23 protein-coding genes and 1 tRNA gene are annotated in these 25,708 nt (G+C 66.3%); 19 read left to right on the top strand and 5 right to left on the bottom strand.

Translation table 11 applies throughout. The features are described 5' to 3' along the window. Positions 1-96 precede the first annotated feature (96 nt). The 8 genes from gltB to pyk all read left to right on the top strand — a co-directional run bounded on the left by gltB (position 97) and on the right by pyk (position 10,992). Positions 97-4,686 carry a glutamate synthase large subunit gene (gltB, locus tag LOC56_RS09755; protein WP_229952072.1) on the top strand — a complete coding sequence of 1,530 codons (4,590 nt, stop codon included), beginning with the start codon at positions 97-99 and terminating at the stop codon, positions 4,684-4,686. Further along, complete coding sequence (locus LOC56_RS09750; RefSeq protein WP_229952071.1) at positions 4,679-6,136, top strand: glutamate synthase subunit beta; 1,458 nt, start codon at positions 4,679-4,681, stop codon at positions 6,134-6,136. Before gltB ends, LOC56_RS09750 begins: the two co-directional genes overlap by 8 nt. A 128-nt stretch (positions 6,137-6,264) precedes the next feature. After that, entirely contained in the window at positions 6,265-6,801 is a 537-nt protein-coding gene (locus LOC56_RS09745) for a hypothetical protein (RefSeq protein ID WP_229952070.1), read from the top strand. Between the two features lie 135 nt (positions 6,802-6,936). Then, entirely contained in the window at positions 6,937-7,290 is a 354-nt protein-coding gene (locus LOC56_RS09740; protein WP_229952069.1) for a PadR family transcriptional regulator, read from the top strand. Further along, positions 7,287-7,649: a DUF1048 domain-containing protein gene (locus LOC56_RS09735; protein WP_229952068.1), complete on the top strand. Its 363-nt coding sequence runs from the start codon at positions 7,287-7,289 to the stop codon at positions 7,647-7,649. The genes LOC56_RS09740 and LOC56_RS09735 overlap by 4 nt, the downstream gene beginning before the upstream one ends. A gap of 22 nt (positions 7,650-7,671) precedes the next feature. Then, entirely contained in the window at positions 7,672-8,499 is an 828-nt protein-coding gene (locus LOC56_RS09730) for an ABC transporter ATP-binding protein (RefSeq protein WP_229952067.1), read from the top strand. After that, positions 8,496-9,260 (top strand): ABC transporter permease, encoded by a 765-nt coding sequence (locus LOC56_RS09725; protein ID WP_229952066.1) that lies wholly within the window; start codon positions 8,496-8,498, stop codon positions 9,258-9,260. The genes LOC56_RS09730 and LOC56_RS09725 overlap by 4 nt, the downstream gene beginning before the upstream one ends. A 220-nt stretch (positions 9,261-9,480) precedes the next feature. Further along, positions 9,481-10,992, top strand: coding sequence for a pyruvate kinase (gene pyk / locus LOC56_RS09720; RefSeq protein WP_229952065.1), 1,512 nt, complete (start codon positions 9,481-9,483; stop codon positions 10,990-10,992). A gap of 86 nt (positions 10,993-11,078) precedes the next feature. Here the strand turns inward: pyk and LOC56_RS09715 are convergent, their stop codons facing one another. Then, entirely contained in the window at positions 11,079-11,723 is a 645-nt protein-coding gene (locus LOC56_RS09715; protein WP_255797870.1) for an ANTAR domain-containing response regulator, read from the bottom strand. Positions 11,724-11,847: 124 nt separating this feature from the next. Here LOC56_RS09715 and LOC56_RS09710 point away from each other — a divergent pair. Further along, a tRNA-Leu gene (locus tag LOC56_RS09710) sits at positions 11,848-11,929 on the top strand. A 56-nt stretch (positions 11,930-11,985) separates the two neighbouring features. On the opposite strand, the gene LOC56_RS09705 is transcribed toward LOC56_RS09710, so the two are convergent. After that, complete coding sequence (locus LOC56_RS09705; protein ID WP_229952064.1) at positions 11,986-12,924, bottom strand: 5'-3' exonuclease; 939 nt, start codon at positions 12,922-12,924, stop codon at positions 11,986-11,988. Between the two features lie 159 nt (positions 12,925-13,083). Here LOC56_RS09705 and LOC56_RS09700 point away from each other — a divergent pair, with 159 nt between their 5' ends. After that, positions 13,084-13,707 carry an NUDIX hydrolase gene (locus tag LOC56_RS09700; RefSeq protein WP_331460928.1) on the top strand — a complete coding sequence of 208 codons (624 nt, stop codon included), beginning with the start codon at positions 13,084-13,086 and terminating at the stop codon, positions 13,705-13,707. After that, entirely contained in the window at positions 13,634-14,026 is a 393-nt protein-coding gene (locus tag LOC56_RS09695; RefSeq protein WP_331460927.1) for an NUDIX domain-containing protein, read from the top strand. Before LOC56_RS09700 ends, LOC56_RS09695 begins: the two co-directional genes overlap by 74 nt. A 318-nt stretch (positions 14,027-14,344) precedes the next feature. Here LOC56_RS09695 and LOC56_RS09690 read toward each other — a convergent pair whose 3' ends face one another. Then, positions 14,345-14,713, bottom strand: coding sequence for a nuclear transport factor 2 family protein (locus LOC56_RS09690; protein ID WP_229952062.1), 369 nt, complete (start codon positions 14,711-14,713; stop codon positions 14,345-14,347). Between the two features lie 201 nt (positions 14,714-14,914). Here LOC56_RS09690 and LOC56_RS09685 point away from each other — a divergent pair, with 201 nt between their 5' ends. Continuing rightward, positions 14,915-16,321, top strand: a complete 1,407-nt coding sequence (locus LOC56_RS09685; protein WP_229952061.1) for a YhgE/Pip domain-containing protein — start codon at positions 14,915-14,917, stop codon at positions 16,319-16,321. Positions 16,322-16,346: 25 nt separating this feature from the next. Beyond that, positions 16,347-17,327 carry an NAD(P)/FAD-dependent oxidoreductase gene (locus LOC56_RS09680; protein ID WP_229952060.1) on the top strand — a complete coding sequence of 327 codons (981 nt, stop codon included), beginning with the start codon at positions 16,347-16,349 and terminating at the stop codon, positions 17,325-17,327. An 11-nt stretch (positions 17,328-17,338) separates the two neighbouring features. Here the strand turns inward: LOC56_RS09680 and LOC56_RS09675 are convergent, their stop codons facing one another. Further along, entirely contained in the window at positions 17,339-18,001 is a 663-nt protein-coding gene (locus LOC56_RS09675; RefSeq protein WP_229952059.1) for a TetR/AcrR family transcriptional regulator, read from the bottom strand. Between the two features lie 157 nt (positions 18,002-18,158). Here LOC56_RS09675 and LOC56_RS09670 point away from each other — a divergent pair, with 157 nt between their 5' ends. Next, entirely contained in the window at positions 18,159-20,312 is a 2,154-nt protein-coding gene (locus LOC56_RS09670; RefSeq protein WP_229952058.1) for an ABC transporter permease, read from the top strand. Positions 20,313-20,380: 68 nt separating this feature from the next. On the opposite strand, the gene LOC56_RS09665 is transcribed toward LOC56_RS09670, so the two are convergent. Then, positions 20,381-21,616, bottom strand: a complete 1,236-nt coding sequence (locus LOC56_RS09665; RefSeq protein ID WP_229952057.1) for an MFS transporter — start codon at positions 21,614-21,616, stop codon at positions 20,381-20,383. Between the two features lie 228 nt (positions 21,617-21,844). On the opposite strand from LOC56_RS09665, the gene LOC56_RS09660 reads away from it, so the two are divergent. The 5 genes from LOC56_RS09660 (at position 21,845) to sigJ (ending at position 25,588) form a co-directional block, all read left to right on the top strand. Further along, on the top strand, positions 21,845-22,570 hold the full coding sequence (locus tag LOC56_RS09660) for a M15 family metallopeptidase (RefSeq protein ID WP_229952056.1): 726 nt from the start codon (positions 21,845-21,847) through the stop codon (positions 22,568-22,570). 65 nt (positions 22,571-22,635) lie between these two features. Then, positions 22,636-23,112 (top strand): hypothetical protein, encoded by a 477-nt coding sequence (locus LOC56_RS09655; RefSeq protein WP_229952055.1) that lies wholly within the window; start codon positions 22,636-22,638, stop codon positions 23,110-23,112. Next, positions 23,105-23,422 (top strand): transcriptional regulator, encoded by a 318-nt coding sequence (locus tag LOC56_RS09650; RefSeq protein WP_229952054.1) that lies wholly within the window; start codon positions 23,105-23,107, stop codon positions 23,420-23,422. Before LOC56_RS09655 ends, LOC56_RS09650 begins: the two co-directional genes overlap by 8 nt. 94 nt (positions 23,423-23,516) lie before the next feature. Next, positions 23,517-24,707 carry an NAD(P)/FAD-dependent oxidoreductase gene (locus LOC56_RS09645; protein ID WP_229952053.1) on the top strand — a complete coding sequence of 397 codons (1,191 nt, stop codon included), beginning with the start codon at positions 23,517-23,519 and terminating at the stop codon, positions 24,705-24,707. Then, positions 24,611-25,588, top strand: coding sequence for an RNA polymerase sigma factor SigJ (sigJ, locus tag LOC56_RS09640; protein ID WP_229952052.1), 978 nt, complete (start codon positions 24,611-24,613; stop codon positions 25,586-25,588). Before LOC56_RS09645 ends, sigJ begins: the two co-directional genes overlap by 97 nt. Positions 25,589-25,708 lie beyond the last annotated feature (120 nt).

The raw sequence follows: 25,708 nt of genomic DNA, 5'->3' as shown, positions 1-25,708 counted from the left end.
AAATCAATCAACGCCGCGGAGCGTCCCTCGTGGATTCCCGCAGGGGCCAGCGCTGTCCCCTCCCAACGTTCTACAAGGGGGAAGGACTCACTTCTTATGACTGATTCCCTGTCTGCTTTTCCGGACACCGTGGTGTCACCGTTCACCCGCTTCGCCGCGCTCCCGGAGGATTCCGGCCTGTACCGCGCCGAGAATGAAAAGGATGCCTGCGGCCTGGCCGTTATTGCCTCCCTGCGGGGCGAGCCCACCCACGGGATTGTCGACGCCGCCCTGGCAGCCCTGCGCAACCTCGAACACCGCGGTGCGGTGGGCGCCGATGAAGGCACCGGCGACGGCGCCGGTCTCCTGACCCAGGTTCCGGACGAATTCTTCCGCGCAGTAGTGGACTTTGAACTTCCCGCGGCCGGAGGCTACGCCGTCGGCACCGCCTTCCTGCCCACCGAGGACCGGGAGCAGCTGACCGCACGCGCCGGCGTCGAGCTCATTGCCGCCAGCGAGGGGCTGCGGGTGCTGGGCTGGCGCGAGGTGCCCATCGTGGCCGAACTCGTGGGAGCCATGTCCCGCGCCTGCATGCCGCACTTTGTCCAGGTGTTCCTGGCCCCCGAAGAGGGGGTCGGAACCGAGGACCTGGACGCCCGGGCCTTCCGCGTCCGGAAGCGTTCGCAGAACAAGTTCGGGGTGTATTTCCCCTCGCTGTCCTCTCGGACCATGGTCTACAAGGGCATGGTGACCACCGCGCAGCTGGAACCGTTCTTCCCGGACCTGTCCGACCCGCGGTTCAAGACCCGGCTGGGCATTGTCCACTCCCGCTTCTCCACCAACACGTTCCCGTCCTGGCCCCTGGCGCAGCCGTTCCGCGCCATCGCGCACAACGGTGAGATCAACACGGTCAAGGGCAACCGGAACTGGATGCGTGCCCGGCAGTCGCAGATGAAGAACCCGCTGCTGGGACAGACCCCGGAAGAGCTCTTCCCCATCTGCACCCCCGGCGCTTCGGACTCCGCGTCCTTCGACGAGGTGGCCGAACTGCTGATGCTCTCCGGCCGGCCCATCACCCACGCGATCATGATGATGATCCCGGAGGCCTGGGAAAACCACGCAACCATGGACCCGGCCCGCCGGGCGTTCTACCAGTACCACTCCATGCTTATGGAACCGTGGGACGGTCCCGCCGCCGTGTCCTTCACCGACGGCGTGCAGGTAGGCGCGGTGCTGGACCGCAACGGGCTGCGTCCCGCCCGCTACTGGGTGACCGACGACGGCCTGGTGGTCCTGGCCTCCGAAGTGGGCGTGGTGGACATTGACCCCGCCAAGGTGGTCCGCAAGGGCCGCGTTTCCCCGGGCAAGATGTTCCTGGTGGACACCGCCGAGGGCCGGCTGATCGAAGACGAAGAGATCAAGGCCGAGGTTTCCGCCGCCAACCCGTGGGCGGAATGGGTGAAGGAAAACCAGGTCCGCCTGGAGGAACTGCCCGAACGCGAACACGTGCTGCACACCAAGGCGTCGATCAACCGCCGGCAGCGGACCTTCGGCTACACGGTGGAGGAACTGCGGATCCTGCTGGGCCCGATGGCCCGCACCGGCGCCGAACCGCTGGGCGCCATGGGCTCCGACACCCCCATCGCAGTGCTCTCCAAGCGGCCGCGGCTGCTCTTCGACTACTTTGTGCAGTCCTTCGCCCAGGTCACCAACCCGCCGCTGGATTCCATCCGCGAGGAACTGGTCACCTCCCTGCAGGCCTCGATTGGCCCCAACGGAAACCTGCTGTCCCTGAAGCAGGTGAAAACCAGCCAGGTTGCGTTGAAGTTCCCGGTGATCAACAACGACGAGCTCGCCAAGATCGCCAACCTCACCGACGACGAGGGCGACCGGATAGCGCTGAAGGTCCGCGGCCTCTACCGCCCTGAAGGCGGCGAAGCCGAACTGCGGGCAAGGATCAGCGAGATCTGCGAAAAGGTTTCCGGTGCCGTGAACCGCGGCGTGCAGTACATCGTGCTGTCGGACCGGGATTCGAATGCCCAGTGGGCACCCATCCCGTCCCTGCTGCTGCTCTCCGCAGTGCACAACCACCTGCTCAAGAGCGCCAACCGCACCAAGATCTCCCTGCTGGTGGAGGCCGGCGACGTCCGCGAGGTCCACCACGTGGCCCTGCTGATCGGCTACGGCGCCTCCGCCGTGAACCCGTACCTGGCCATGGAAAGCTGCGAGGAACTGGTCCGCAACGGCGACATCACCGGTGTCACCGGCGAAGAGGCCGTCGCCAACCTGATCAAGGGCCTGGGCAAGGGCGTCCTGAAGATCATGTCCAAGATGGGCATTTCCACCGTCGCGTCCTACTGCGGCGCGCAGACCTTCGAGGCGCTTGGCCTGGGCCAGGAACTGGTGGACGAGTTCTTCCACGGCACGCAGACCCAGCTCGGCGGCGTCGGCCTGGACGTGGTCGCCGCCGAAGCCGCTGCCCGGCATGCCGATGCGTACCCGAGCGACGGCGTGGAGGAACCGCACCGCGCCCTGGACAACGGCGGCGAATACCAGTGGCGCCGCGAAGGACCGCCGCACCTGTTCAACCCGGAGACGGTCTTCCGGCTGCAGCACGCCACCCGCGAACGCCGGTATGACGTGTTCAAGGCCTACACCAACGGCGTGAATGACCAGTCCAGGAACCTCATGACGCTGCGCGGGCTGCTGGACTTCCGCACGGGGGACCGCACCCCCGTGCCGCTGGACGAGGTGGAGCCCGTCTCCAGCATCGTCAAGCGCTTCTCCACCGGAGCCATGAGCTACGGCTCCATCTCCCAGGAAGCACACGAAACGCTGGCCATCGCGATGAACCGCCTGGGCGCCAAGTCCAACACCGGTGAAGGCGGCGAAGACCCGGAACGGCTGCTGGACCCCGAGCGGAACTCGGCGATCAAGCAGGTGGCCTCCGGCCGGTTCGGCGTCACCAGCCTGTACCTGACCAACGCGCAGGACATCCAGATCAAGATGGCTCAGGGCGCCAAGCCCGGCGAGGGCGGCCAGCTGATGGCCCAGAAGGTCTACCCGTGGGTGGCCCGCACCCGCCACTCGACGCCCGGCGTCGGGCTGATCTCCCCGCCGCCGCACCACGACATCTACTCCATCGAGGACCTCGCCCAGCTGATTTATGACCTGAAGCGCTCCAACCCGAGCGCCCGGGTCCACGTGAAGCTGGTGTCCGAAGCCGGAATCGGCACCGTGGCGGCCGGCGTGACCAAGGCGAAGGCCGACGTCGTGCTGGTCTCCGGGCACGACGGCGGCACGGGCGCCTCGCCGCTGAACTCGCTCAAGCACGCCGGGGCTCCCTGGGAACTCGGCCTGGCCGAAACGCAGCAGACCCTGATGCTCAACGGCCTGCGGGACCGGGTGGTGGTCCAGGTGGACGGCCAGCTCAAGACCGGCCGCGACGTCGTGATGGCGGCGCTGCTGGGCGGCGAGGAATTCGGTTTCGCCACCGCCCCGCTGGTGGTTTCCGGCTGCGTGATGATGCGCGTCTGCCACCTGGACACCTGCCCGGTGGGCGTCGCCACGCAGAACCCCGAACTGCGGGCGCGTTTCACCGGCAAGCCGGAGTTCGTGGTGAACTTCTTCGAGTTCATCGCCGAAGAGATCCGCGAAATCCTGGCCGAGCTCGGGTTCCGGACCCTCGAAGAAGCCATCGGCCGCACCGAGCTGCTGGATACGCAGGCAGCCATCAACCACTGGAAGGCCGACGGCCTGGACCTGGAACCGATCCTGCGGGGACCCGAGGTGGATCCCGGCGCGCCGCTGCGGAACATGGTTCAGCAGAACCACGAGCTGGATCTGCACTTCGACAACAAGCTCATCGAGATGAGCGCCGACGCGCTGCAGAACCGGGCGCCGGTGCGGATTGCGCTGGACGTGGTCAACACCGACCGGTCCGTGGGCACCATGCTCGGGCACACCGTCACCAAGACCTTCGGCGTGGACACGCTGGCTCCGGACACCATCGACGTCACCCTCACCGGGCAGGCCGGGCAGTCGCTCGGCGCGTTCCTGCCCGCCGGGATCACCCTGCGGCTGTTCGGCGACTCGAACGACTACGTAGGCAAGGGCCTGTCCGGCGGCCGGATCATCGTCCGCCCGGACCGCGGCAACGTCTTCGCTGCCGAACGGAACGTCATTGCCGGCAACGTGATCGGCTACGGCGCCACCAGCGGCGAGATGTTCCTCAGCGGCCAGGTGGGCGAACGCTTCCTGGTCCGCAACTCCGGGGCCACCGCCGTCGTCGAAGGCATCGGCGACCACGGCTGCGAGTACATGACCGGCGGGCAGGCCCTGATCCTGGGACCCACGGGCCGGAACTTCGGCGCGGGTATGTCCGGCGGCACCGCGTTTGTGGTGGACCTGGAATCCGCCCGCGTCAACAAGGAGTCCCTGGAGCGCGGCGAACTGCTGCTCGTTGCCCCGGACGCCGAGGACGTCGACATCATCCTCGGGCTGCTGGTGCGGCACCTGGAGGAGACCGGCTCGGACCTGGCCCAGAAAATGCTGGAGAACTTCGAGGACACGGTTACCCGCATTACCAAGGTGCTGCCGCGGGACTACGCGGCAGTGCTCGGCGCCCGCGCCTCCGCCGCCGAAGCGGGACTCGATCCCGACGGCGCCGAGGCATGGAACAAGATTTTGGAGGTTACCGGTGGCTGATCCGCGCGGATTCTTGAAGGTACGGGAGCGGGAAACCCAGCCGCGGCGTCCGGTGCCGGTGCGCATCATGGACTACAAGGAAGTCTACGAAGCGCAGGAAAAGGGTGTGCTGCAGGCGCAGGCCGGACGCTGCATGGACTGCGGCATCCCGTTCTGCCACCAGGGCTGTCCGCTGGGCAACCTGATTCCGGAGTGGAATGACCTGATGTGGCGGGACAAGGGCGCCGAGGCCATTGAACGGCTGCACGCCACGAACAACTTCCCGGAGTTCACCGGCCGGCTCTGCCCGGCGCCCTGCGAGGCCTCCTGCGTGCTGGGCATCAACCAGCCGCCGGTCACCATCAAACAGGTGGAGGTCTCCATCATCGACGAGGCCTGGGGCGAGGGCTGGGTTACCCCGCATCCGCCGGAGCGGCTGACCGACCGGACCATCGCCGTCGTCGGCTCCGGCCCCGCCGGGCTGGCCGCCGCGCAGCAACTCACCCGTGCCGGGCACACGGTGGCCGTGTACGAGCGGGATGACCGGATCGGTGGTTTGCTGCGGTACGGCATCCCGGATTTCAAGATGGAAAAAATCCAGGTGGACCGCCGGCTGGAGCAGATGCGCGCCGAAGGCACCCGCTTCCGCACCGGCGTCGAAGTGGGCAAGGACATCAGCTGGGAGCAGCTGCGCCGCCGCTACGACGCCGTGGTGATCGCCACCGGCGCCACCGTTCCGCGGGACCTGCCCATCCCGGGCCGGGAACTGTCCGGCGTGCATTTCGCCATGGACTATCTGGTGCAGTCCAACCGTGCCGTGGCCGGGGACAGCGTGAAGAACCAGATCAGCGCCGACGGCAAGCACGTAGTCATTCTCGGCGGCGGCGACACCGGGGCGGACTGCCTCGGCACGGCGCACCGCCAGCAGGCTGCCTCGGTGACCACGCTGGCGATCGGTCAGCAGCCGCCCGCCGAGCGGGCCGCGCACCAGCCGTGGCCGATGTACCCGACGCTGTTCGAGATGGCCAGCGCCCACGAGGAAGGCGGGGAACGCACGTTCCTGGCGTCCACCGTGGAGTTCGTGGGGGAGGACGGGAAGCTCACCGGTGTGAAGGTGGCAGAGACCGAATTCGTGGACGGACGACGGCTGCCGAAGGCCGGTACGGAGCGGATTATTCCGGCGGACCTGGTGTTCCTGTCCCTGGGCTTCACCGGCCCGGAGCCGGCCGGCCTGGCCGAGCAGGTCTCCGCGGAGTTCGACGACCGCGGCAACGTGGCCCGCGACGGCTACTACATGACCGGAACCCCGGGGGTCTTCGCCGCCGGGGACGCCGGCCGTGGACAGTCGCTGATTGTCTGGGCCATCGCCGAAGGCCGGGCCGCTGCGGCTGCCGTAGACCAGTGGCTGATGGGATCGACCCGCCTGCCCGCACCGGTGGCGCCGACTGACCGGGCCATCACCGTGCTGTAGAAACCGAGTAAACAAAGCAGGCGTCGGAGACTTTCCGGCGCCTGCTTTGCTGTGCCGGCCTGCTCCCGAAATCGGGTAGTGTGTCGGTGCACACATACACAAGCACGCTTATGTTGGGGGACAGAAATATGTGGATTGCTTTCACGACAATGGTCGTGTGCGCAGCGTTCGGCTTCGGGGGCGCCGTGCTGGTGATGTATCTGGTGAAGGCCCGGCAACTCAAGCGGCACCCGCTGCGCCCGCAGATGGAGGTCCGGTTTAGTCCAAGGGGGCTCATCGGCCTGGCCTTGCTCGTTGGGGTCATGTTGCTGACCGTGTGCCTGGGTTTGTTCCTCGTGGTCTATCGGGGCCTGCCCACCTATGCCGTCTCCGTCGCAGCCATATTGGTGGCCACGGTGGTCCGTCCCCTGTACCTTTCCAAGGCCGGACTGCCTTTCGTGTTGGCCGAGATCGGTGCAGAGCTCAATCCCAAGCCCGTTCCCGTGCCGGCTCGCGGGGGAGTGGCCGCCCCGGCCCCGCCCCAGTATCCGGGATTCGCCAACGCGGCGCCGCAGTACAACGCCCCGGCGGGCTACAACGCTCCGGCGGGCTACACCGCCCCGGCGGGCTACACCGCCCCGCCGGGCTACACGGCTCCGCCGGCCCCGGCCCCCGGCAAGCAGTAGGCCTCACCGTCTGAAGCCCGGAGATCACCCACGTGATCTCCGGGCTTTTTCCTTGCCGAAAACCCTTTGCGGCGCCGGTACTTAGTGTTACTGTCTACTGGTATGTAGCACTACTAGGTAGATAGGCGCAGATCCATGGGTAAGCAGATGACGGAGATGCTTAAGGGGACCCTCGAAGGCATCATCCTCGGGATCCTCACCGTGTCGCCCGCCTACGGCTACGACATCACGGCGCGGCTGCGTGAGCAGGGCTTCACCGAGATTGCCGAGGGCACTGTGTATGCGCTGCTGGTCCGGATCGAGAAACGCGGACTCGTCGACGTCGAGAAGGTTCCCTCGGAAAAGGGACCGCCGCGGAAGGTTTACACCTTGAACGCCCAGGGCGCCGAGTACCTCGATGAGTTCTGGGGAACCTGGGGCTTCCTGGCTTCCCGGATTGAACAACTCCAACAGCTTGTTAAGCACCCGCACGAAGGAGACCCATCATGACCGCCAAATGGCTAGAGCTGGTCACGGGACCGTTGGAGGAAAAAAGGCGCTGGCGCAGGTTCAAACAGCGCAAGGAACAGCTGCCCGCCGGATACCGAAGGGCCATGGACGGCCTCGAACGCTACTTCATGTATGCGGCGCCGATTGCGAAGGGTGATGTTTACGTCCAGATGCTCGAAGACCTTGTTGATCTGGTTGAGCGTGCCGCTGTTGACGGCACTCCGGTCCGCAGCATTGTCGGAGAGGATCCGGTGGAGTTCGCGGAGGCCTTCATTGCGAATTACGCGGACGGCCAGTGGATCGACAAGGAGCGCAGGCGCCTTGTCGAGACCATCGACCGGTCCGCCGAAGAGGTATAAAACCCCGGATTGGAGACCGGATATGTATACCGACCAAACCCTCGAACCCGCCATCCGGGTGCAGGGCATCAAGAAATCCTTTCAGGATCTGCAGGTGCTGCGCGGCGTCGACTTTGAGGTGACTGCCGGCAGCATCTTCGCGCTGCTGGGCTCCAACGGAGCGGGCAAGACAACGCTGGTGCGGATCCTGTCAACGCTGTTGAAGGCCGACGACGGTACCGCCGCAGTGGACGGGTTCGACGTCGCTGCCCGTCCGGGGAACGTGCGACGGTCGATCAGCCTGACCGGTCAATTCGCCGCAGTCGACGAAGTGCTGACAGGCCGGGAGAACCTGGTCCTCATCGCGAAGCTCCGCCACCGGAAGGATCCGGGCTCGGTCGCGGATGGCATGCTGGCCCGTTTCGCGCTTACCGAGGCGGGGGGCCGGAAGGCAGGGGCGTACTCCGGCGGCATGCGCCGCCGGCTCGATATCGCCATGAGCCTGGTGGGGAACCCGAAAATCATCTTCCTCGACGAACCGACGGCGGGCCTGGATCCGCAGGCGCGCAACGAGGTGTGGAAAACCATCCGGGAGCTTGCCGACGGCGGCACGACGGTGCTGCTTACCACGCAGTACCTCGACGAGGCGGAGCAGCTTGCGGACCGGATCGGGATCCTGCACCGGGGTGTCATTATCCAGAACGGGACCCTGGTTGAACTGCAGCAGCTCCTGCCGCCGGCGAAGGCCGAGTACGTCACAAAACAGCCGTCCCTCGAGGACGTCTTCCTCGCCCTCACCGGCGATACCGGTGACGGCACAGCGCCCCGCGACGGACTTCCCCCGGCGAAGCAGAAAGAGGGAAACCGATGACCACCCAGACGTTTCATGACACCGCCGCCCTCACTGGGCGCTCCCTGCGCCACGTCCTCCGCAGTCCGGACACGATTATCACGACGGCGGTTACGCCGGTCGCGCTGATGCTGATGTTTGTGTACGTTTTCGGCGGCGCAATCAGCACCGGATCGGCGGAGTCCTACATCAATTACACGCTGCCAGGCATCCTGCTGATCACCGTTGCCTCCGGCGTGGCCTACACCGCCTACCGTTTGTTCCTCGATCGGCAGGGAGGAATGTTCGAACGTTTCCAATCGATGCCCATTGCACGCTCCGGTGTGCTCTGGGCACACGTCCTCACCTCCGTGAGCGCGAACCTGGCCTCGCTCGCGCTTGTCATCGGGGTGGCTCTGATCGCGGGCTTCCGCTCCGGTGCGTCGCCGGCGGCGTGGCTCGCCGTCGTCGGCATCCTGGTCCTGTTCACCCTTGCCCTGACGTGGCTGGCCGTGATTGCCGGGCTGGGCGCGAAGACAGTGGAGGGCGCGAGTGCGTTCAGTTACCCGCTGATTTTCCTGCCGTTCATCAGCTCGGCGTTTGTGCCCACCAGCACCATGCCCGGGCCGGTGGCGTGGTTTGCCGAGAACCAGCCCGTGACTTCCATTGTGGACACCCTCCGGGCATTGCTTGCCCAGGAGCCCGTCGGCAGCGATTTCTGGGTCGCACTTCTGTGGCTGGTCGGCATCCTGGGCCTTGCCTACGCCGGCGCCACGGCCATTTACCGGCGTCGGGTGAACTGAACGGGGTTGGGGACGTGCACAGATTCCCACCCCGGCTGGCCGGCATTCAGCCTACGTACCCCCGGATTCCTCGGCCTTTCCCGCTTTCTGGGAATCTGTGCACGCCATCCCACTACCCGTGGGGGCCAACAGGTGCTTGGCAGCGCTCCCGGCTCTGGTTCCGGCCGCGCAGACGGTCCGTTCCCATGCGCAAACTGCCGAGGGAGACTAGGCTAGAAGTATGAGACGCGCAAAGATTGTTGCCACATTTGGACCAGCGATCGCCAGCTATGAAAATACCGTAGCGGTTCTTCGCGCGGGCGTGAATGTCGCCCGTATGAATATGAGCCACGGCGACCACTCCGTACACAACGCCACGTACGAGAACGTGCGCAAGGCCTCCGCCGAGCTGGGGATGCCCGTGGGCATCTTCGCCGACCTCCAGGGCCCCAAGATCCGGCTCGGCCGGTTCACCGAGGAACCCCACTTCCTGAATGTGGGCGATACCTTCACCATCACCACCGATGACATTCCCGGCACCAAGGAAATCTGCTCCACCACGTACAAGGGCCTGCCCGGCGACGTGAAGGCGGGCGACTTCCTGCTGATCGACGACGGTAAGGTCAAGCTGCGTGCCGTTGAGGTAACGGCCAACACCGTTGTCACCGAGGTAGTAGTGCCGGGCAAGGTGTCGAACAACAAGGGCATCAACCTCCCCGGCGTAGCCGTCAACGTTCCGGCACTGAGTGAAAAGGATGAGGACGACCTCCGCTGGGCCATGCGCCGCGGCGTCGACATGGTTGCCCTGTCCTTCGTCCGCAACGCCGGCGACATTTCCCGCGTGCACGAGATCATGGACGAGGAAGGCCGCCGTGTGCCGGTCATCGCCAAGATCGAAAAGCCGCAGGCCGTGGAGAACCTCGAAGAAATCATCGACGCGTTCGACTCCATCATGGTTGCCCGCGGTGACCTCGGCGTCGAACTGCCGCTCGAAGAGGTTCCGATCGTGCAGAAGAACGCCATTGAGCTGGCACGCCGCTGGGCCAAGCCCGTGATCGTGGCCACCCAGGTGCTCGAGTCCATGATCGACAACCCCCGCCCGACCCGCGCCGAGGCCTCCGACTGCGCCAACGCCGTGCTCGACGGCGCGGACGCAGTCATGCTCTCCGGCGAAACCTCGGTGGGCACGTACGCCATCGAAACCGTCGAAACCATGGCCCGGATCATCGAGTCCACCGAAAAGCACGGCCTGAACCGTGTTCCCCCGCTGGGCTCCAAGCCGCGGACCCGCGGCGGCGCCATCACCCGCGCAGCAGTGGAGATCTCCGACCAGCTGGATGCCAAGTACATCTGTACCTTCACCCAGTCCGGCGACTCCGCCCGCCGCCTGTCCCGCCTGCGCCCGTCCAAGCCGGTGTTCGCCTTCACCCCCGTGGAGGAGACCTACCGGTACATGACCCTGTTCTGGGGCGTGGCACCCATGCTGGTGGAGTTCGCCGAGCACACCGACCAGATGACCGCCCAGGTGGACCGCACCCTGCTTGAAGAGGGCCTGGTGGAAGACGACGACCTGGTGGTCATCGCTGCCGGTTCGCCTCCCGGACAGGCCGGCTCCACCAACAGCATCAAGGTGCACCGCGTCGGCGACATTGCCGATGCAGGCCAGCGTGCTGACGGCCAGGAGCGGGTCAAGGAAAAGGTCGGCCCGTGGCCGATCAAGGAAAGCAAGAAGGGCCAGGCCAAGGCCATCTAGGTTTCCGGCTTCCCTGCACTAACTCAGAAAAGGTCCCGTCCGATTGGACGGGACCTTTTCTGTTGGTTCCTGCGGGGGAGTAGGTGTTAGTTGACCTGGTTGATGATGGTCTCGGCAACTTCGCGCATGCTCAGCCGGCGGTCCATGGAGGTCTTCTGGATCCAGCGGAAGGCCTCGGGCTCGGTGAGGCCCATCTTGGTGGTCAGCAGCGACTTGGCGCGCTCGACCAGCTTGCGGGTGGCGAACTGTTCCTTCAGGTCGGTGACCTCGGCTTCGAGGGCCTTGATCTCCTCGTGGCGGGACAGGGCGATCTCGATGGCGGGAATCAGGTCCGCGGGAGTGAAGGGCTTGACCACATAGGCCATGGCACCGGCCTCGCGTGCACGCTCCACCAGTTCCTTCTGGCTGAACGCGGTCAGCAGCACCACGGGGGCAATGCGTGCCTTGACGATCTGCTCGGCGGCCGTAATGCCGTCCATCAGCGGCATCTTGACGTCCATCAGAACAAGGTCCGGCTTCAACTCGTTGGCCAGCTGGACGGCCTTCTCACCGTTGTCCGCCTCGCCCACGACGTCGTAACCCTCGCCGGTGAGGATCTCGACAATGTCCAGGCGGATCAGGGTCTCGTCTTCGGCGACGAGTACACGGCGGGCCGGGCTGTTGGACGGCGCGGTGTTGGCAGACGCAGCGTTGGTCGACGCGGCGGGCGCAGACTCGGTGGACTCAGACACAGATGGCTCCTCAGATACGGTCTCTCCCGCCGGCAGACCGGCGGTTCACACAATCAGCGTATCCGCATGTAGAGTAGTTTTGCGCTCAACACGGTAAGTACTAGTGCTTCGTGACGCAGGGCACGCCCGAATGGCGGAATTGGCAGACGCGCTGCACTCAAAATGCAGTATCGAAAGGTGTGTGGGTTCGAGTCCCACTTCGGGCACCGGATTGAAATACCCCCGGTCTTCGGACCGGGGGTATTTTGTTTTGCGGCGCTGCCTACGCGTAGCGCTCGAAGGCGTCCAGCAGCCGCTTCACGGACCCGCCCAGGTTCCAGTCCTCGGCCAGGCGCTCCAGCTCGGCGCGCTCCCCGCCGGTGATGGCATGCAGCTCGGCCCCCGCCTTCTTGGGCGTGGGAAGATCCAGGTCCCGCACCACCTTCACTACCTTCGGTGCAACGGCCAGATAGTCCGCCGCCTTGGCGAGCTTGGCCCGCACCGGGCCCCCAAGGCCGCTTTCCGGGTCCTGCGCCGCGGCCAGCAGGGAATCCAGGGTGCCGTACTCGGCCAGCAGTGACGCCGCGGTTTTCTCACCGATCCCGGACACGCCGGGCAGTCCGTCGGAGGCATCGCCGCGCAGGGTGGCGTAGTCCGCGTACTGCTCCGGCAGCACCTGGTACTTTGCCACCATCGACGCATCGGTCATCACGTCCAGGTTCTTCATGCCGCGGGCGGTGTAGATCACGCGCACGTCCCTGCGGTCGTCGATCACCTGGAACAGGTCCCGGTCGCCCGTCACCACATCCACCGGCATGGACGCAGTGGACGCGTAGGTGCCGATCACGTCGTCGGCCTCGTGTTCCGCGGCGCCGACGACGGCGATGCCCGCCAGTTCGAGCGTGCGGCGGATCATCGGGATCTGGGCCTCGAGGGGATCGGGGACCGTTTCGACGTCGGGGTTCCCGCTCACCTCTTCGGCCACGCGGTGCGCCTTGTAAGTGGGGAGCAGGTCCACCCGCCACTGCGGACGCCAGTCGTCGTCCCAGCAGGCGATCAGGTGCGTGGCCTCGTAGTCGGTGGTGAGCCGGGCGATCATGTCCAGCAGGCCGCGTACGGCGTTCACCGGCGTGCCGTCGGACCGGCGGATGCTGTCGGGGACGCCGTAGAAGGCGCGGAAGTACAGTGACGCGGTGTCGAGGAGCATCAGGCGCTGGGTCATAGGCCGATCCTCGCACGGATCATGCGGTGAGGGGCAGCCGCGCTGTTTTTCCTGCGGGCCCAGATGGGCGCCTTCGTGGCGACCTGACGTTGGCCGGGATACCCGTGCACACCTGTAGGCTGAGGCACCAGCTTTCCGACCGAGGGGACCTCCGCGTTGTTGAACCGATTCCAGGTTGTGCCGGCCAGCTATCTCATCTTCCAGCGCGGAGACCGGGTGCTGCTGCAGCTTAGGCAGGGCACCGGGTACATGGACGGTTACTGGGCCACGGCCGCAGCCGGACATGTGGAGGCGGGGGAATCCGCAGTGCAGGCCGCCGTGCGGGAGGCGCGGGAGGAACTCGGGATAGCGGTGGCGCCCGACGACGTCGTCCCGCTGACGTCCATGCACCGCACGCAGCAGGACACTGGTACAGCAGTGGACGAGCGGGTGGACTTCTTCTTCCTCTGCATCGGTTGGTCGGGGGAGCCGCGCATCATGGAGCCCGGCAAGGCGGCCCGGCTGGAATGGTTTTCCCTCGACGACCTGCCCGGCGCCGTCGTCCCGCATGAAAGGTTTGTCTTCGAGCGGTTGCGCAGCGGACTGCCGCCCATTGTCACATTCGGTTTTGCGGACGCCGGAGCTGCGAGGGGAGACCAACATGATTTCCAGTGCAGGGATCCTGCTGTACCGACGCGGTACTGCGGGCCTGGAGGTGTGGATCGGCCATATGGGCGGTCCGTTCTGGGCCCGGAAGGACGAGCATGCCTGGTCTCTTCCCAAGGGGGAGTATCAGCCGGATGAGGAACCGCTGGCGGCTGCGCTGCGGGAGTTCGCCGAGGAGATGGGCTCGCAGGCCCCGGACACCGAGTATCTGCTGCTGGGCAGTTTCCGGCAGTCGGCGCGAAAGACCGTGACGGTTTTCGCCGCGGAAGCGGACTTTGCTCCGGATCGGATCGAGAGCAACACGTTCGAGTTGGAATGGCCGCCGGGGTCGGGCACCGTCCGCGAATATCCGGAGATCGACCGGGCCGGCTGGTTTCCGGAGGCCGTTGCGCGCAGGAAGCTGGTCAAGGGGCAGGCCCAGGTGCTGGACGCACTGCTTCGGGTGCTCGCGAGCTAGCGGGACTGGTAGCGGGGAGGGTCCGGGTACCCGGTGTACAGGTAATGGGCTTATCCGGGGCTCGTAGCCCCGTTATCTGTACAGTGGTGGGTCCCCTGGCGCACTCGTTTGCGGTCTGAAGCACACATAGTCCCACGCGCCGTGACTGATGAGCAGGGAGTGACCCCATCCGGCACAGCAGCGCCAAAGGGGGGGGTGTGCGGCGGCCGGCGCCGCACAGCTGATGATGTCCGGAGAGCGGGTAGGGGACATCAGCTGTCCGGACTAGCCCTGCAGCCCCCGGGCGTAGGCGATCAGCGCGTCGCGGATGGTCGCTAACTAGTGGGTAACCGTCGTCTGCTGATACAGGGCCAGCCGGATCCGCCCGTCGACGAGGCAGTAAACGCTGGACATCAGCGCCTCGAACGGCTCCTGCCCGGAGCGGTGCGCAGTCGCACGGTAGACCAGCGCTGCAGCGCCGGTGCTTGCCACCAGGCGTTCATCGGTGATGCGGTAGGAAGTCCACGGTGGCGCCGCATTGAGGGAAGCGGCGATAGTGGAACGGTCCAGCACCACGCCGTTGACCAGGACCATCACGGCATCCGGAGTCATAAGCCCACCGTAGAAGTCTCCGCCCTGTCCGCGGCACAGCGACTGCCAGCCGAGGTGTTCGCGCTCGAGCAGGTTGGCGAGGGTGAGGTCATTCATCTGCCGAGGCTAACTTCAGGGGCGGTCTCCGGCAACGGGCACGGTGGTCAGGCGCGACACGTGGCGGTTAGGCAGGCAACGGACACAGGTATCGGCCATCCTGACGCAGCCGAACGCACTGCTATATCCGCGGCCCTGCACGGCGGCTACCCTCAAACGGTAGGACGAATCCCGACTCAGGCTCAGCTGGGAGGTGTGTCCATGTCGGCACATGCGATGGAATCCGATTCCCGACGCCAGGGGCGCGGACACGGCAGGCACTCGTATTGGTCCCCCCGGTTCTGGCTCCTGCCGCTGCTGGTGCTTCTGCTGCTGGGCGGCGCCGGCACTGCCCTGTACATCGGCGGCCTCGGCAGCCCGGGGGACCACCTCAAGCACTTTCCGCTGGCCGTGGTCAACCAGGACAGGGGTGCGACGCCGGCCGACGGCGGCAGCCCGGAGAACCTCGGGCAGAACATCACGGACCAGATGCAGCAGGGCTTCGCGAAAAACGATGAAATCGATCTGCGTATCCTGTCCTGGGACGACGCCCAGGACCAGCTGCGTAAGGGGCAGATCCACGGCGCCGTCGTTATCCCCGAGTCCTTTTCGGCTGACGCCCTGGGACTGGTGAGCGGTGCATTGACGGACTCGGAAGTTAAGCGGCCGTCCATCACCGTCTACACAAATCCGCTGGCCGGGCCACTGGCGAGCACCCTGGGGACTGCCGCCGTCGACCCGGCGCTCGAACAGGCCAACACCGGCCTGGGGGAGCAGCTGACCTCCGCCGCCGAGGAAGCGCAGACGGAAGCCCGGGCGGAACAACAGCGCGAGCTCGGGGAGCTGGGTCTGCCGGCAGAGGTGCAGCAGCAGGTCGCACCGACCGTGGACGGCACATCAACGGACCTGCTCCGGGCGCCGATCTCTGTCACCACCACCGCCTATGAAACCCCGCCGGAGGGTTCCGCCCTTGGCATGGGTGCGTTCTTCTACTCCGTGCTGCTGATGGTGGTGGGCGTCAGTGGTTCCGTGGCCATCCACTTCCTGGTCGATTCGCGGCTCGGAGTGGCTCCGGTCGAAATGGGGCCGCGGTTCTCGCTGGGGCCGAGGGTGCAGCCTGCCCGCTGGAAAACCTATCTGATCAAGTGGGGCATCGTCGTTCTCGGTGCCCTCCCGACGGCAGGCTTCATGATGTGGGTGGCCTCAGCCGTCGGGATGCCGATCCCGCACGGCGGGTGGTTCTTCCTCACGACCTGGCTGTCCATTGTCACGGTATCGGCGGTCACCACGGCGCTGATCACCCTGTTCGGCAGCATCGGCATGGTGCTCTCGCTGATCTACGTGGTGTTTATGGGCCTGCCTGCCGCGACCGGAGTGGTGCCGCTGGAGGCTCTGCCGGGGTTCTTCACGTTCATTGCCCGCGGCGAGCCGCTTTACCACATGACCATGGCCAACCGGGCGGTGCTGTATTTCGACGCCGAAGGTGACGCGGGCCTGCAGAGCGGGATCATCGGCATGCTCATCCTCATACTCATAGCCGTTGCGGTCGCCATGATCTTCGCGGTGCTTTATGACCGGATGTTCGGCCGCCGCCGGGCAGAGCTGGTTCCGGCACCGGTCGACGCTTGATTTTCCAACACCCCAAGGAGCGGACATGGCACCCGGCGAGTACGACGTCGTGGTGGTCGGCGGTGCGGCGGCAGGCCTGAGCGGAGCGTTGATCCTGGCGCGTGCCCGTCGGTCCGTTGCGGTGGTTGACGCAGCAGATCCCCGCAATGCCCCGGCAGCCCACGCGCACAACCACCTGGGTCGCGAGGGTGCCCCGCCGTCGGAGCTCACCGCCGTCGGACGCGCCGAGATTACGGGCTACGGCGCCGTCGTGCTGGACGGATCGGTCACCACGGTAACCCGCGACGACGACGGCCGGTTCCTCGTATCCCTGGCCGACGGGGGATCCTTGCTGGCCCGCCGGGTGCTGGCCGCTTCAGGGGCACGGGATATCCTGCCGGACATTCCGGGACTGGCGCCGCACTGGGGGAAGGACGTGCTGCACTGTCCTTACTGCCATGGTTGGGAAGCCCGGGACCGGCAGATCGGGATTCTGGCCAGGGACCTTGAGACCGCCGTGCATCAGGCGCTGATGTGGCGGCAGTGGAGCAAGGACATTGCGTTGTTCCTGCATACCGCCGAAGAGCCCGACAGTGCGCAGGCACAACAGCTGGCCGCCCGCGGCATCCGGGTGGTTGCCGGTGAAGTCATCGCAGTGGAGGGAGGCTCGCGGCTTACCGGACTGCGGCTGGCCTCGGGCGAAGTGGTGCAGCGGCAGGCAGTGGTGATCGTTGCCCCGGTGCACGCCCGCGCCGGTTACCTGGCGGAGCTGGGCATCGAACCAGTGGAACAGTTCGTGGGGGAGCGGCTCGCCGGGACGGCCGTGCCGGCGGCGGACCCGACCGGGGCCACAACTGTTCCCGGGGTTTATGCCGCCGGAAACGTAGTGGTCCCGTCGATGCAGGTGACCGGAGCGGCAGCGGCAGGGCTGGCAGCGGGGGCGGCTATCAATGCGGACCTGATTGCTGAAGAGACGGAACGTGCTGTCGCGGAATCCAGGTCGCGCCGTCCCGGCGGGCAGCCCTAGAACCGGCAGACCTAGAGCAGGTAGACCGGGGACGGCTGCGGAAGGAAGTCGCCGGGGTGCGTCACCGGAGCGGACAGCATCCCGGCGCACGAATCGATGAGGAAGTAGCCCACCCCGGTCCAGTTCGGGGTCTCGGCCCCGTCTTGGATACGCGCCTCGTACTCCGCGCAGACCCCGATGGTCATGTTGCCCAGGATCCATGAACGGCCGCGCAGGACAGTGGGCGCGATGTCCCCGACGGCGGCCTGGGTCCGGCGGATTAAGTCCTCGGTGACGGGGCTGGCCACGGCCGACCGCTGAAGCACGGACTCCATGGAGGGCACCGCACGCATCTGGTGCAGGAAACGGGCCCGCCAGCTCGGCACGGGCAGTGACGCCAAGTGGTCCACCCATGGCAGGACCAGGCAGGCCAAGAGGTCGGGGAGCCCGGCGCCGTCGTCCAGCTGTTCCGTGAGCATCGCGCGGCGGCGGTGGGTGTCCTCGAGGTGACGGGTGATCAAGGCTTCCAGCAGTTCATCCCGGCCACCGAAGTGATAGGCGACGGCGGAATGGTTGGCAGTTCCGGCATGCTCGGCGATGCGGCGGTTGGACACAGCATCGATGCCGTAGCGGGCAAACAGCTCTTCGGCGGCATCAAGCAGGGTTTCGCGTGCTTTCGCGCCGTGCTGTCCCATGTGTGTTCCCTTGTGTCGGCGTTGATGCGGCTTCGATTACCCAATTTACGCCACATGGCGTAATTTTGACGAGTTGGTCCCACAGACCCCGCCTTGACGATCGCGTCGACGCGCACTTCGCACCATCACCCTTGAATTCAGCTACAGGAGCACGTCCTTGACCAGTACTTCCCCGACATCCCCAGGCTCTCCGCCGGATACGGATCCAGCAGGAGAAACCCCGGTGCCGTCGTCGGACGCCGAGGGCCTTGCTGCGGCCAAACGCGCAAAGGCCGAGAAGATCGGCCGTTATGTCGCCATGTTCCTGATGCCGTTGCTGATGGTTTCGATGCTGGTGGGCGGCTACCTCGCCGCCATGCACGCACCTGTTCCGAACAACATGCCCATTGCCGTCACGGGTTCCGGCCAGCAGGCGGACCGCTTCGCCGACTCGCTCGAAGCCGCCGATCCCGACGCCGTCGACGTCCGCGTGGTGGAATCCGACGCCGAAGCGCGCCAGCTGATCCTGGACCGCGAAGTCTCGGGTGCAGTGTCGCTGAATGAGGGCACCGCCTCGGTCTACACCGCCAGTGCCGCCGGCGCCTCGCAGTCCAGCACCGTCACGGCGCTGCTGGCCCCGCAGGTGCTGGAACAGGGCCTGGTCCTGCAGTCCGAGGACCTCGCCCCGCTGCCGGACCATGACATGGCCGGACTGGGCGCCATGTTCCTGACCACTGCCCTGATGCTGGCCGGCTACATGCCGCTGAGCCTGGTCCTGTCCAACTCGCCCGAACTGCTTCGCTTCCGCCGCTTCGTTCCCCTGCTTGCCGGCTGGTCAGCACTGATTGCCGGCCTCGTCTGGGCCGTCACGGGGCCGGTGCTCGGCGTCATAGAGGGACACTCCGCCGCTGTGCTGGGCATCTCCTGGCTGACGGTCTTCGCCGTCGGCAGCGTCCAGTTGTTCCTCACCCGGATCCTCGGCCCGATGGCCGTCCTTGCCGGCATGCTGTTCCTGATGGTGCTGGGTGTTCCGGCCTCAAACATGAGCATGTCCGTCCACACCATGCCGGGTCTCTACCCGTACCTCCACAGCTTCCTGCCTGCGGCCGCCACCGGTGAATCGCTGCGTTCGTTCCTGTACTTCGACGGCAACGGCGCCGGGCCCCACCTGCTCGTGCTCGTGATCGGTGCGGTGGCGGCCCTGCTGCTCACCCTCATCCTTGATGCAGTCAAGCGCCGCCGCAAGCCCAATGCGGCTCCGCCGGCAATCAACGTCGCTTCGCTGCACGGCGGGCCGCGCCCGAAGACCCGCCGCTGGCGCTACGGCACACTGGCCTTCTTCCCGCTGGCCATGGTCACGATGATGCTCTCGTTTATGCTGGGCGCAATGTACGAGCCGACGCCGCGGGACATGCCCGTCGCCGTCGTCGGCTCCACCGCGCAACAGGCGGAGCAGGCGGTAGCCGGCCTGGACGAAAACATGTCCGGACTCTTTGACCTGCGTGCGATGGATAACGCAGACGACGCCCGCGACCAGGTGCGGGACCGGACGGTTGTTGGCGCCTACGTCCTGCCTTCGGCCGAGAACCCCACGGCCACGCTCATCACCAACGAGGCCGGCGGCATGAGCCAGCAGCAGGTCCTCACCTCGGTGTTCGGCCAGGTCTCCGCGGGACAGCAGATGGAGATGGCACATGACAACGTTGCCCCGCTGAAGGATTCGGACTCCATGGGCATGGCCACCATGTACCTGGCCATGGGCTGGATCATGGCCGGGTTCATGATCATTGTGGTCGGCTCGACGGCGGCTCCGGCCAGCCGTCCGCTGCGCATGCTGCTCCCCATCGTCGCGGCCTGGGCCGTCGGCATGTCGGCCTTCCTCTGGGTCATCGCCGACGTCTTCGTCGGGGCGATCGACGGGCACTTCCTGCCACTCTGGGGAGGCGGCGCAGTCGCCATTTTCTGCGTCGCCATGTTCACCGCGGTCTTCGAACGGTTCATGGGGATGCTCGCGATCCTTCCGGCGATCGGCATCCTGATGTTCCTCGGGGTACCCGCCTCCGGTGCGGCGATGTCCATCTACATGGAACCGGAAATCTTCCGTTTCCTGCACGACGTGCTGCCGATGCCGGCCGCCGTCGAGTCGATCCGCTCGATCCTGTACTTCGGTTCGGACACCGTCTGGTCCCACCTGCTGACCCTCGGCATCTGGGGTGGGGCCTCGCTGGCAACGGTGGCCGTTATCGACCACTTCAAGCCGCCGCGGACCGAGGGGTATCCGGTTGACGCCGAAGCCCCGGCTGAGCAGGAACGGGTTTCCGTAGGCGTTTAGCCTGCATCGAAGTGAAACCCGACGTGGACCGCTGCACTTGCAGCGGTCCACGGCTGTTTAAGCGAACCTCACGCAGCCGTGGGCTGCGGGGCATCCAGCGGTTCGAAGACATTGCTCGTCCGGGAAAAGCGAATGTACGCAATGCAGGCGATTTCAAGTGCTCCGCCGATGATGAGCACCGCCTTCGCGGCACTGAGCTGGTCCATTCCGTCCAGCGTTGCCAGTGCATCGACCAGCACGCCGCCCAGCAGGACTGCCACCGGGAAGAGGCCCTGGCCGAGGAGCCGCCGGCAGCCGAAGACGATGCCCTGGATCTGAACCGGTGTCCGTTCCTGCCACAGCGCCGACAGCGGGGCATTGGTGGCCTGCACCATCGCATTGCGGAGAAACATCCCCGGGATAACCAGCCAAAGGGACGGCGCCGCCACCACCAGCGCGCGGCCGAACAGCGACCCCAGGAACGTTGAGCCGCACACGAGGTTGGCCCGGGAGACGGAGCTGCCGAATCTGGCGACCAGGGCAGCGCCGGACATCAGCCCCAAGGCACTCGCGATATTGCTTGCGGATAGATTCCATTCCGGTGTCCCGGTGCCCGGAAAAGAGAGGATAAAGACAATTACCACCGGTACGCAGAGGCCGCCTGCAAAGTTGTAGACCGCAAAGGCGATTTGGAGCCGCAGTAAATCACGGCGTTCATTGATGAACCGGAAACCGGCTTTCACATTGCCGCCGAAATACTGCACTTTCCGTGCCCGGGGTTCCTCCACCGGCCAGACGAGCAGCAGTACCAGCGCGGCCCCCGCAACGCTCAATACGGCGTCGGCCAGGAAGACCGCCACGGGTATCCCGAGCGAATACAGGACGGCGCCCAACAGAGGACCGAGCAGCACGGGAGCCGAATCAATGAGTCCCAGCATGCCGTTGACCTTGGTCAGATCCTTCTCGGTTCGCAGCACCCGGACCGATGCCTGCAGGGTCAGGGCCAAGGCGGTGGAACAGATGGCTGTGACAAAAACGAAAACGAGCATCAGGGCCGTGCTGTGGATGACGGTCGCCCAGGCCATGGCAGCCATGGCGGCTGCGTTGGCGGTGTTGACCGTGCAGATGGCCGCACGGCGGGAAAAGAGGTCGGTCAGCCCGCCGATCAACGGGGCCAGGTAGATGGCGGCCGCCGCTCCGAGGAACGTGGAAACGGCAAGGACCGCGGCGCTGGCGGAATTTTCAAAAAGGACCAGGGAAACGGCGAGCGAAGAGGCGGAACCGACTATTGCGAGAAGAGCTTGGATTGTCCAAAGCGCGGACATTGTGGAGCCGTTTTTCTGGGCGTCGCTGATGATGGTCCCTTCGGCGCTGCAGTACGGAAAAGGAAGCGGCCGCCTCAATTTACCGTTAGCTTTTAGCGGAAACAAGGTTTATCTATGCAGAGGTTTTAGGCATTTATCTCTGCGTGACCGGGGGCGAAGCGTCGAACCTACGCGTCGATCCTCCCGGACCGGCCGCCGCTATGGGAAAGTGGGAGGGGAGGAAAACCAATGCCGCGCCAGCACATCACCACGCACATCGCTATCCTCGGTTGCGTGTGCCTCGGGCTGCTGGCCTACCTCTTTTCCGTGGACCAGCCGGTGTCCGCCTTCACCGCACCGCCCGGGCAGGATTTCGATTCCCCCGGCAGTGTCTCCGTGGTCGTGACCAAGGAGCGGCCACTCGCTGACCCCGGCTATGCACCACAGGACGTGGTTGACGCCGGTGGCGTTCCGCTGCGCCGCGAAGCATCGGACGCGTTCGTCCAGCTGAAGAACGACGCCGCAGCCGCCGGCGTCCTCGTTGACGCCGTGAGCGGTTTCCGGACCGCCGAAGCCCAGTCCCGGCTGCACGATGCCTACACCGGACGCTACGGCTCCGCGCTGGCGGAATCGATTTCGGCACGGCCGGGCCACAGCGAACACCAGACCGGGCTGGCCGTGGACATCGGTGCCGCCGACGGCGCGTGCTCGCTGCAGGCCTGCTTCGAGGGGACCGGTGCAGGGGCGTGGGCCGCCGCGAACGCCCACCGGTACGGCTTCATCATCCGTTATCCCGCCGGCGCCGAAGCGATTACCGGCTACGCCTACGAGCCGTGGCACCTGCGTTACCTGGGCCCCGACGCGGCCGGGAAGATCCACGAGGCCGGCATCACGCTGGAGGAGTACGCCGGGCTGTACCATCCGCCGGCCCCGTCGAAGCCGCCGTCGAAGCCGGCACACGACCCCTTGCCGTAAGCCGCGTCCCGGGCGTTGACCTCCGACCGTTGACTCCCGGGTTGCCGGACAATACTCTTTCCAACATGGAAAACAACTTGGGTGCGGCTGAGGATGCTGCCGCCCGGCTCAGGAACCTTGCCGCGGACCGCAACGCCCTGGCAGCAGGTGCCGCTCCTCCGCGTACGCTGCTGGCCGGACTCGGCGGCGTGGCTGCCTGCTGGGTGGCGGCGGCACTGGACGCCCGGCCCGGAGCCGACTATCAATCGCCGTCCTGGACTTGGCTGCTCGTGGGACTGCTGTTCGTCATCCTGCATATGATCCAACGCGACACCGGGCTGAAGTTCCGCCGGCTGGGTGCACGGGCGAACGGAGCAATCGCCCTGGCTGCGCTGGCCTGCCTGTTTCTTTTTTCCGTGAGTCTGGGCTTGGTGTCGCTGGGACTCGGCTGGGCCGTGATGATCACCAGCCTTGCGGCGTTCGCGGCGGTTTACGGGCTCGCCGTTGTTGCGTACCGTGCCGCTGTGGACCACTTACGTACCGTCAGCATGCCGCATGCCTGAATCCCGGTTCGACGATGTTGTGCATCCACCGACGCGGCTGCGGATTTGCGGGCTGCTACGCCCGCTGGAGGAGATGGACTTCGCCGTCCTCCGGGACACCCTGGGGATTTCCGATGCCACGCTCTCGAAGCAACTGAAGATCCTCGCGGAGGCCGGCTACGTGCGCCTGGCCAAGACGACGTCGCCGGCCCGCCGGGACGCTCGCCGAATCACCTGGGTCGCGCTTACCCCCGACGGCAGGAAGAGCTTCGACGCGCATGTGCTGGCCCTGCAGGAGATTGCGGGAACGCTGTCCGTCCGGCCGGAGTGAACTCTTCGCCGCCGGTCACAAAACCTCCCCGGGCGGTGTCTCATGTTCAGCCGGCGCGGAAGCCGGACGAGACGCGGAAGCAGGGAGTGCGCTCATGGGCACCACAGCAGTCATTTTGGGCGGGGGATACGCAGGGGTAATGGCAGCGAACCGGCTGGCGGCCAGCGGAAGAACGGGACTCGACGTCGTCCTGGTCAGCCCGGAGCCAAGATTCGTGGAGCGGATCCGGTTGCATGAATACACTGCCGGAGCCCGTGCCGATGCCACCGTCGATTTTGAATCTCTCCTGCATCCGGGCGTGCGTCGGATCTCCGACCGGGCGGTGCAGATTCGGGCAAACGAGCGGACCGTGCAGCTGGCCGGCGGAGCAGAAGCCGGCTACGACTATCTGGTCTACGCCGTTGGCTCGGCAGCGGGGACGGCACCGGACGGCGCCGTGCGGATCGAACACGTGGAAGGGGCCGCCGCGGCACGGAGCGAGCTGGCCGCACTGTCCTCCGGTGCCCGCGTAGCCGTGGTGGGCGGCGGGCTGACCGCGGTCGAGACGGCCGCGGAAACGGCCAGGTCCTTCGGCTCCCTGCGGGTGAGCCTGCACAGCGCCGGCCCCGTAGTGCCGGGGCTCGGCACGCAGACCCGCCGGTCCGTGGAGAAGAGCCTGCGCCGGGCAGGAGTGGAACTGCGCAGCGGGACGCCTGTGCCTGCCGACGGCGACGTTCGCGCCGGCCTGGGAGCCGACGTCGTGCTCTGGTGTGCCGGCTTCGGCGTGCCCGAACTGGCCGCGGCGAGCGGACTTCCGGTGAACGACGGCGGCCGCCTGAGCGTGGATCCGACCCTGCGGGTACGCGGCCAGGACCGCATTTACGGAGCCGGCGATGCGGCCGTGATTGATGACCCGTTCTACGACTACCTGCGGATGTGCTGCGCGGCGGCCCTGCCGATGGGGGCCGACGCGGCGGAAAACATCCTCCGGGTCATGGACGGGAAGGCGGAAGTCCGGCACGACAGCGGATTCCGCGGTCTGTGCATTAGTCTGGGCCGCAGTGACGGAGCGGTTCAGTTCCTGTCTGCCGACGATTCTCCGACCCGCTTCCACCTGCACGGCAGGACGGCGGCCGTCCAGAAGGAAATAATCTGCCGGATGACACTGCGGTGGATCCGCGGTGAAGCGAAACGAAGCGGAGCGTACACATGGCCAACAGGTCCGCAGGCCGGCAAGGCGACGACGGCGGCTCCCGCACCGGCGGCTCCCGCGCCGACGGCTCCCGCACCGACGCCACGGAGTTGACCGGAGTCCGGACAACCCGTGATTCCGAGTTCCTGAAGCACCGCGGGATGGTCTTCACCATCGCCTACGACGTCCTCGGCACCGTATCCGACGCCGAGGACGTTGTGCAGGAGACCTATCTGCGGTGGCGTTCGGTAGCGGAGCAGGTGGAGAACCCGCGGGCGTACCTGGCACGGATTGCCTCGCACCAGGCACTGAATTCCCTCCGCACAGCGTCCCGGCGGCGGGAGGACTATCCGGGTGAGTGGCTGCCCGAACCGCTGCCTACGGGCGCTGCACGGCTGCCGGCGGATCCGGAGGCGGCGGCCCTGACAGCCAGCGAGGTTTCAACGGCCATGCTGGTACTGCTGCAGACCCTGAGCGGGCCGGAGCGGGCCGCGTTCATCCTGCACGAGGTCTTTGGTTTCGGGTATCCCGAAATTGCGGCGACCCTCGAGATGGGCGAGCCCGCGGTGCGGCAGACCGTTCACCGGGCACGGACCCGCCTGAGATCCGGCACGCCGCGGACCGTGCCGGACACCGGTGAGCACCGAGCCGCCGTCGAACGCTTCCTCGCCGCGACCATGACCGGGCAGATCCAGTCCCTTCTGGACGTGCTGGCTCCGGACGTGGTCCTGGTATCCGACGGCGGCGGCAAGGTCAGCGCTGCGCTTCGCCCGGTCTACGGTCCGGAGAAGGTGGCACGGTTGATGATCGGGCTGGCGGACAAGTACGGCGCCGGAGCCGTGCCCGAATTCGTCGAGCTCAACGGGCTGCCGGCGGTTGCTTTCCGGGAGGAGGGAGCGGTGACTACCGTGTTCCAGCTGGAACTCGTGGATGGCCGGGTGCAGGCGGTGTTCGCGATGCGCAATCCGGACAAGCTGGTCCGGCTGCAGGGTTAGGGGTTAACGGGAACCCGATCGCGGCCTCCGAATGTGCAGCCGCGGGCACGCCTACCGTGTCCGCGGCACGCGCGGCTAAGGTGGGGACGGTGTTGCCGCCACGGCCGCGCTCTGAAGAAA

The sequence above is a fragment of the Arthrobacter sp. zg-Y179 genome (genome assembly GCF_020907345.1).
Lineage (GTDB): Bacteria > Actinomycetota > Actinomycetes > Actinomycetales > Micrococcaceae > Arthrobacter_B > Arthrobacter_B jinronghuae.
Note: the sequence above shows the minus strand (reverse complement) of the source record. Positions and strands in the feature narration are given on the sequence as shown.

Excerpts from the sequence above, each read along its gene's own strand:
- gltB (WP_229952072.1), top strand. The coding sequence starts at position 97 with ATGACTGATTCCCTGTCTGCTTTTCCGGACACCGTGGTGTCACCGTTC.
- LOC56_RS09745 (WP_229952070.1), top strand. The coding sequence starts at position 6,265 with ATGTGGATTGCTTTCACGACAATGGTCGTGTGCGCAGCGTTCGGCTTC.
- LOC56_RS09740 (WP_229952069.1), top strand. The coding sequence starts at position 6,937 with ATGGGTAAGCAGATGACGGAGATGCTTAAGGGGACCCTCGAAGGCATC.
- LOC56_RS09735 (WP_229952068.1), top strand. The coding sequence starts at position 7,287 with ATGACCGCCAAATGGCTAGAGCTGGTCACGGGACCGTTGGAGGAAAAA.
- LOC56_RS09730 (WP_229952067.1), top strand. The coding sequence starts at position 7,672 with ATGTATACCGACCAAACCCTCGAACCCGCCATCCGGGTGCAGGGCATC.
- LOC56_RS09725 (WP_229952066.1), top strand. The coding sequence starts at position 8,496 with ATGACCACCCAGACGTTTCATGACACCGCCGCCCTCACTGGGCGCTCC.
- pyk (WP_229952065.1), top strand. The coding sequence starts at position 9,481 with ATGAGACGCGCAAAGATTGTTGCCACATTTGGACCAGCGATCGCCAGC.
- LOC56_RS09705 (WP_229952064.1), bottom strand. The coding sequence starts at position 12,924 with ATGACCCAGCGCCTGATGCTCCTCGACACCGCGTCACTGTACTTCCGC.
- LOC56_RS09695 (WP_331460927.1), top strand. The coding sequence starts at position 13,634 with ATGGGCGGTCCGTTCTGGGCCCGGAAGGACGAGCATGCCTGGTCTCTT.
- LOC56_RS09690 (WP_229952062.1), bottom strand. The coding sequence starts at position 14,713 with ATGAATGACCTCACCCTCGCCAACCTGCTCGAGCGCGAACACCTCGGC.
- LOC56_RS09685 (WP_229952061.1), top strand. The coding sequence starts at position 14,915 with ATGTCGGCACATGCGATGGAATCCGATTCCCGACGCCAGGGGCGCGGA.
- LOC56_RS09680 (WP_229952060.1), top strand. The coding sequence starts at position 16,347 with ATGGCACCCGGCGAGTACGACGTCGTGGTGGTCGGCGGTGCGGCGGCA.
- LOC56_RS09675 (WP_229952059.1), bottom strand. The coding sequence starts at position 18,001 with ATGGGACAGCACGGCGCGAAAGCACGCGAAACCCTGCTTGATGCCGCC.
- LOC56_RS09665 (WP_229952057.1), bottom strand. The coding sequence starts at position 21,616 with ATGTCCGCGCTTTGGACAATCCAAGCTCTTCTCGCAATAGTCGGTTCC.
- LOC56_RS09660 (WP_229952056.1), top strand. The coding sequence starts at position 21,845 with ATGCCGCGCCAGCACATCACCACGCACATCGCTATCCTCGGTTGCGTG.
- LOC56_RS09655 (WP_229952055.1), top strand. The coding sequence starts at position 22,636 with ATGGAAAACAACTTGGGTGCGGCTGAGGATGCTGCCGCCCGGCTCAGG.
- LOC56_RS09650 (WP_229952054.1), top strand. The coding sequence starts at position 23,105 with ATGCCTGAATCCCGGTTCGACGATGTTGTGCATCCACCGACGCGGCTG.
- LOC56_RS09645 (WP_229952053.1), top strand. The coding sequence starts at position 23,517 with ATGGGCACCACAGCAGTCATTTTGGGCGGGGGATACGCAGGGGTAATG.
- sigJ (WP_229952052.1), top strand. The coding sequence starts at position 24,611 with ATGGCCAACAGGTCCGCAGGCCGGCAAGGCGACGACGGCGGCTCCCGC.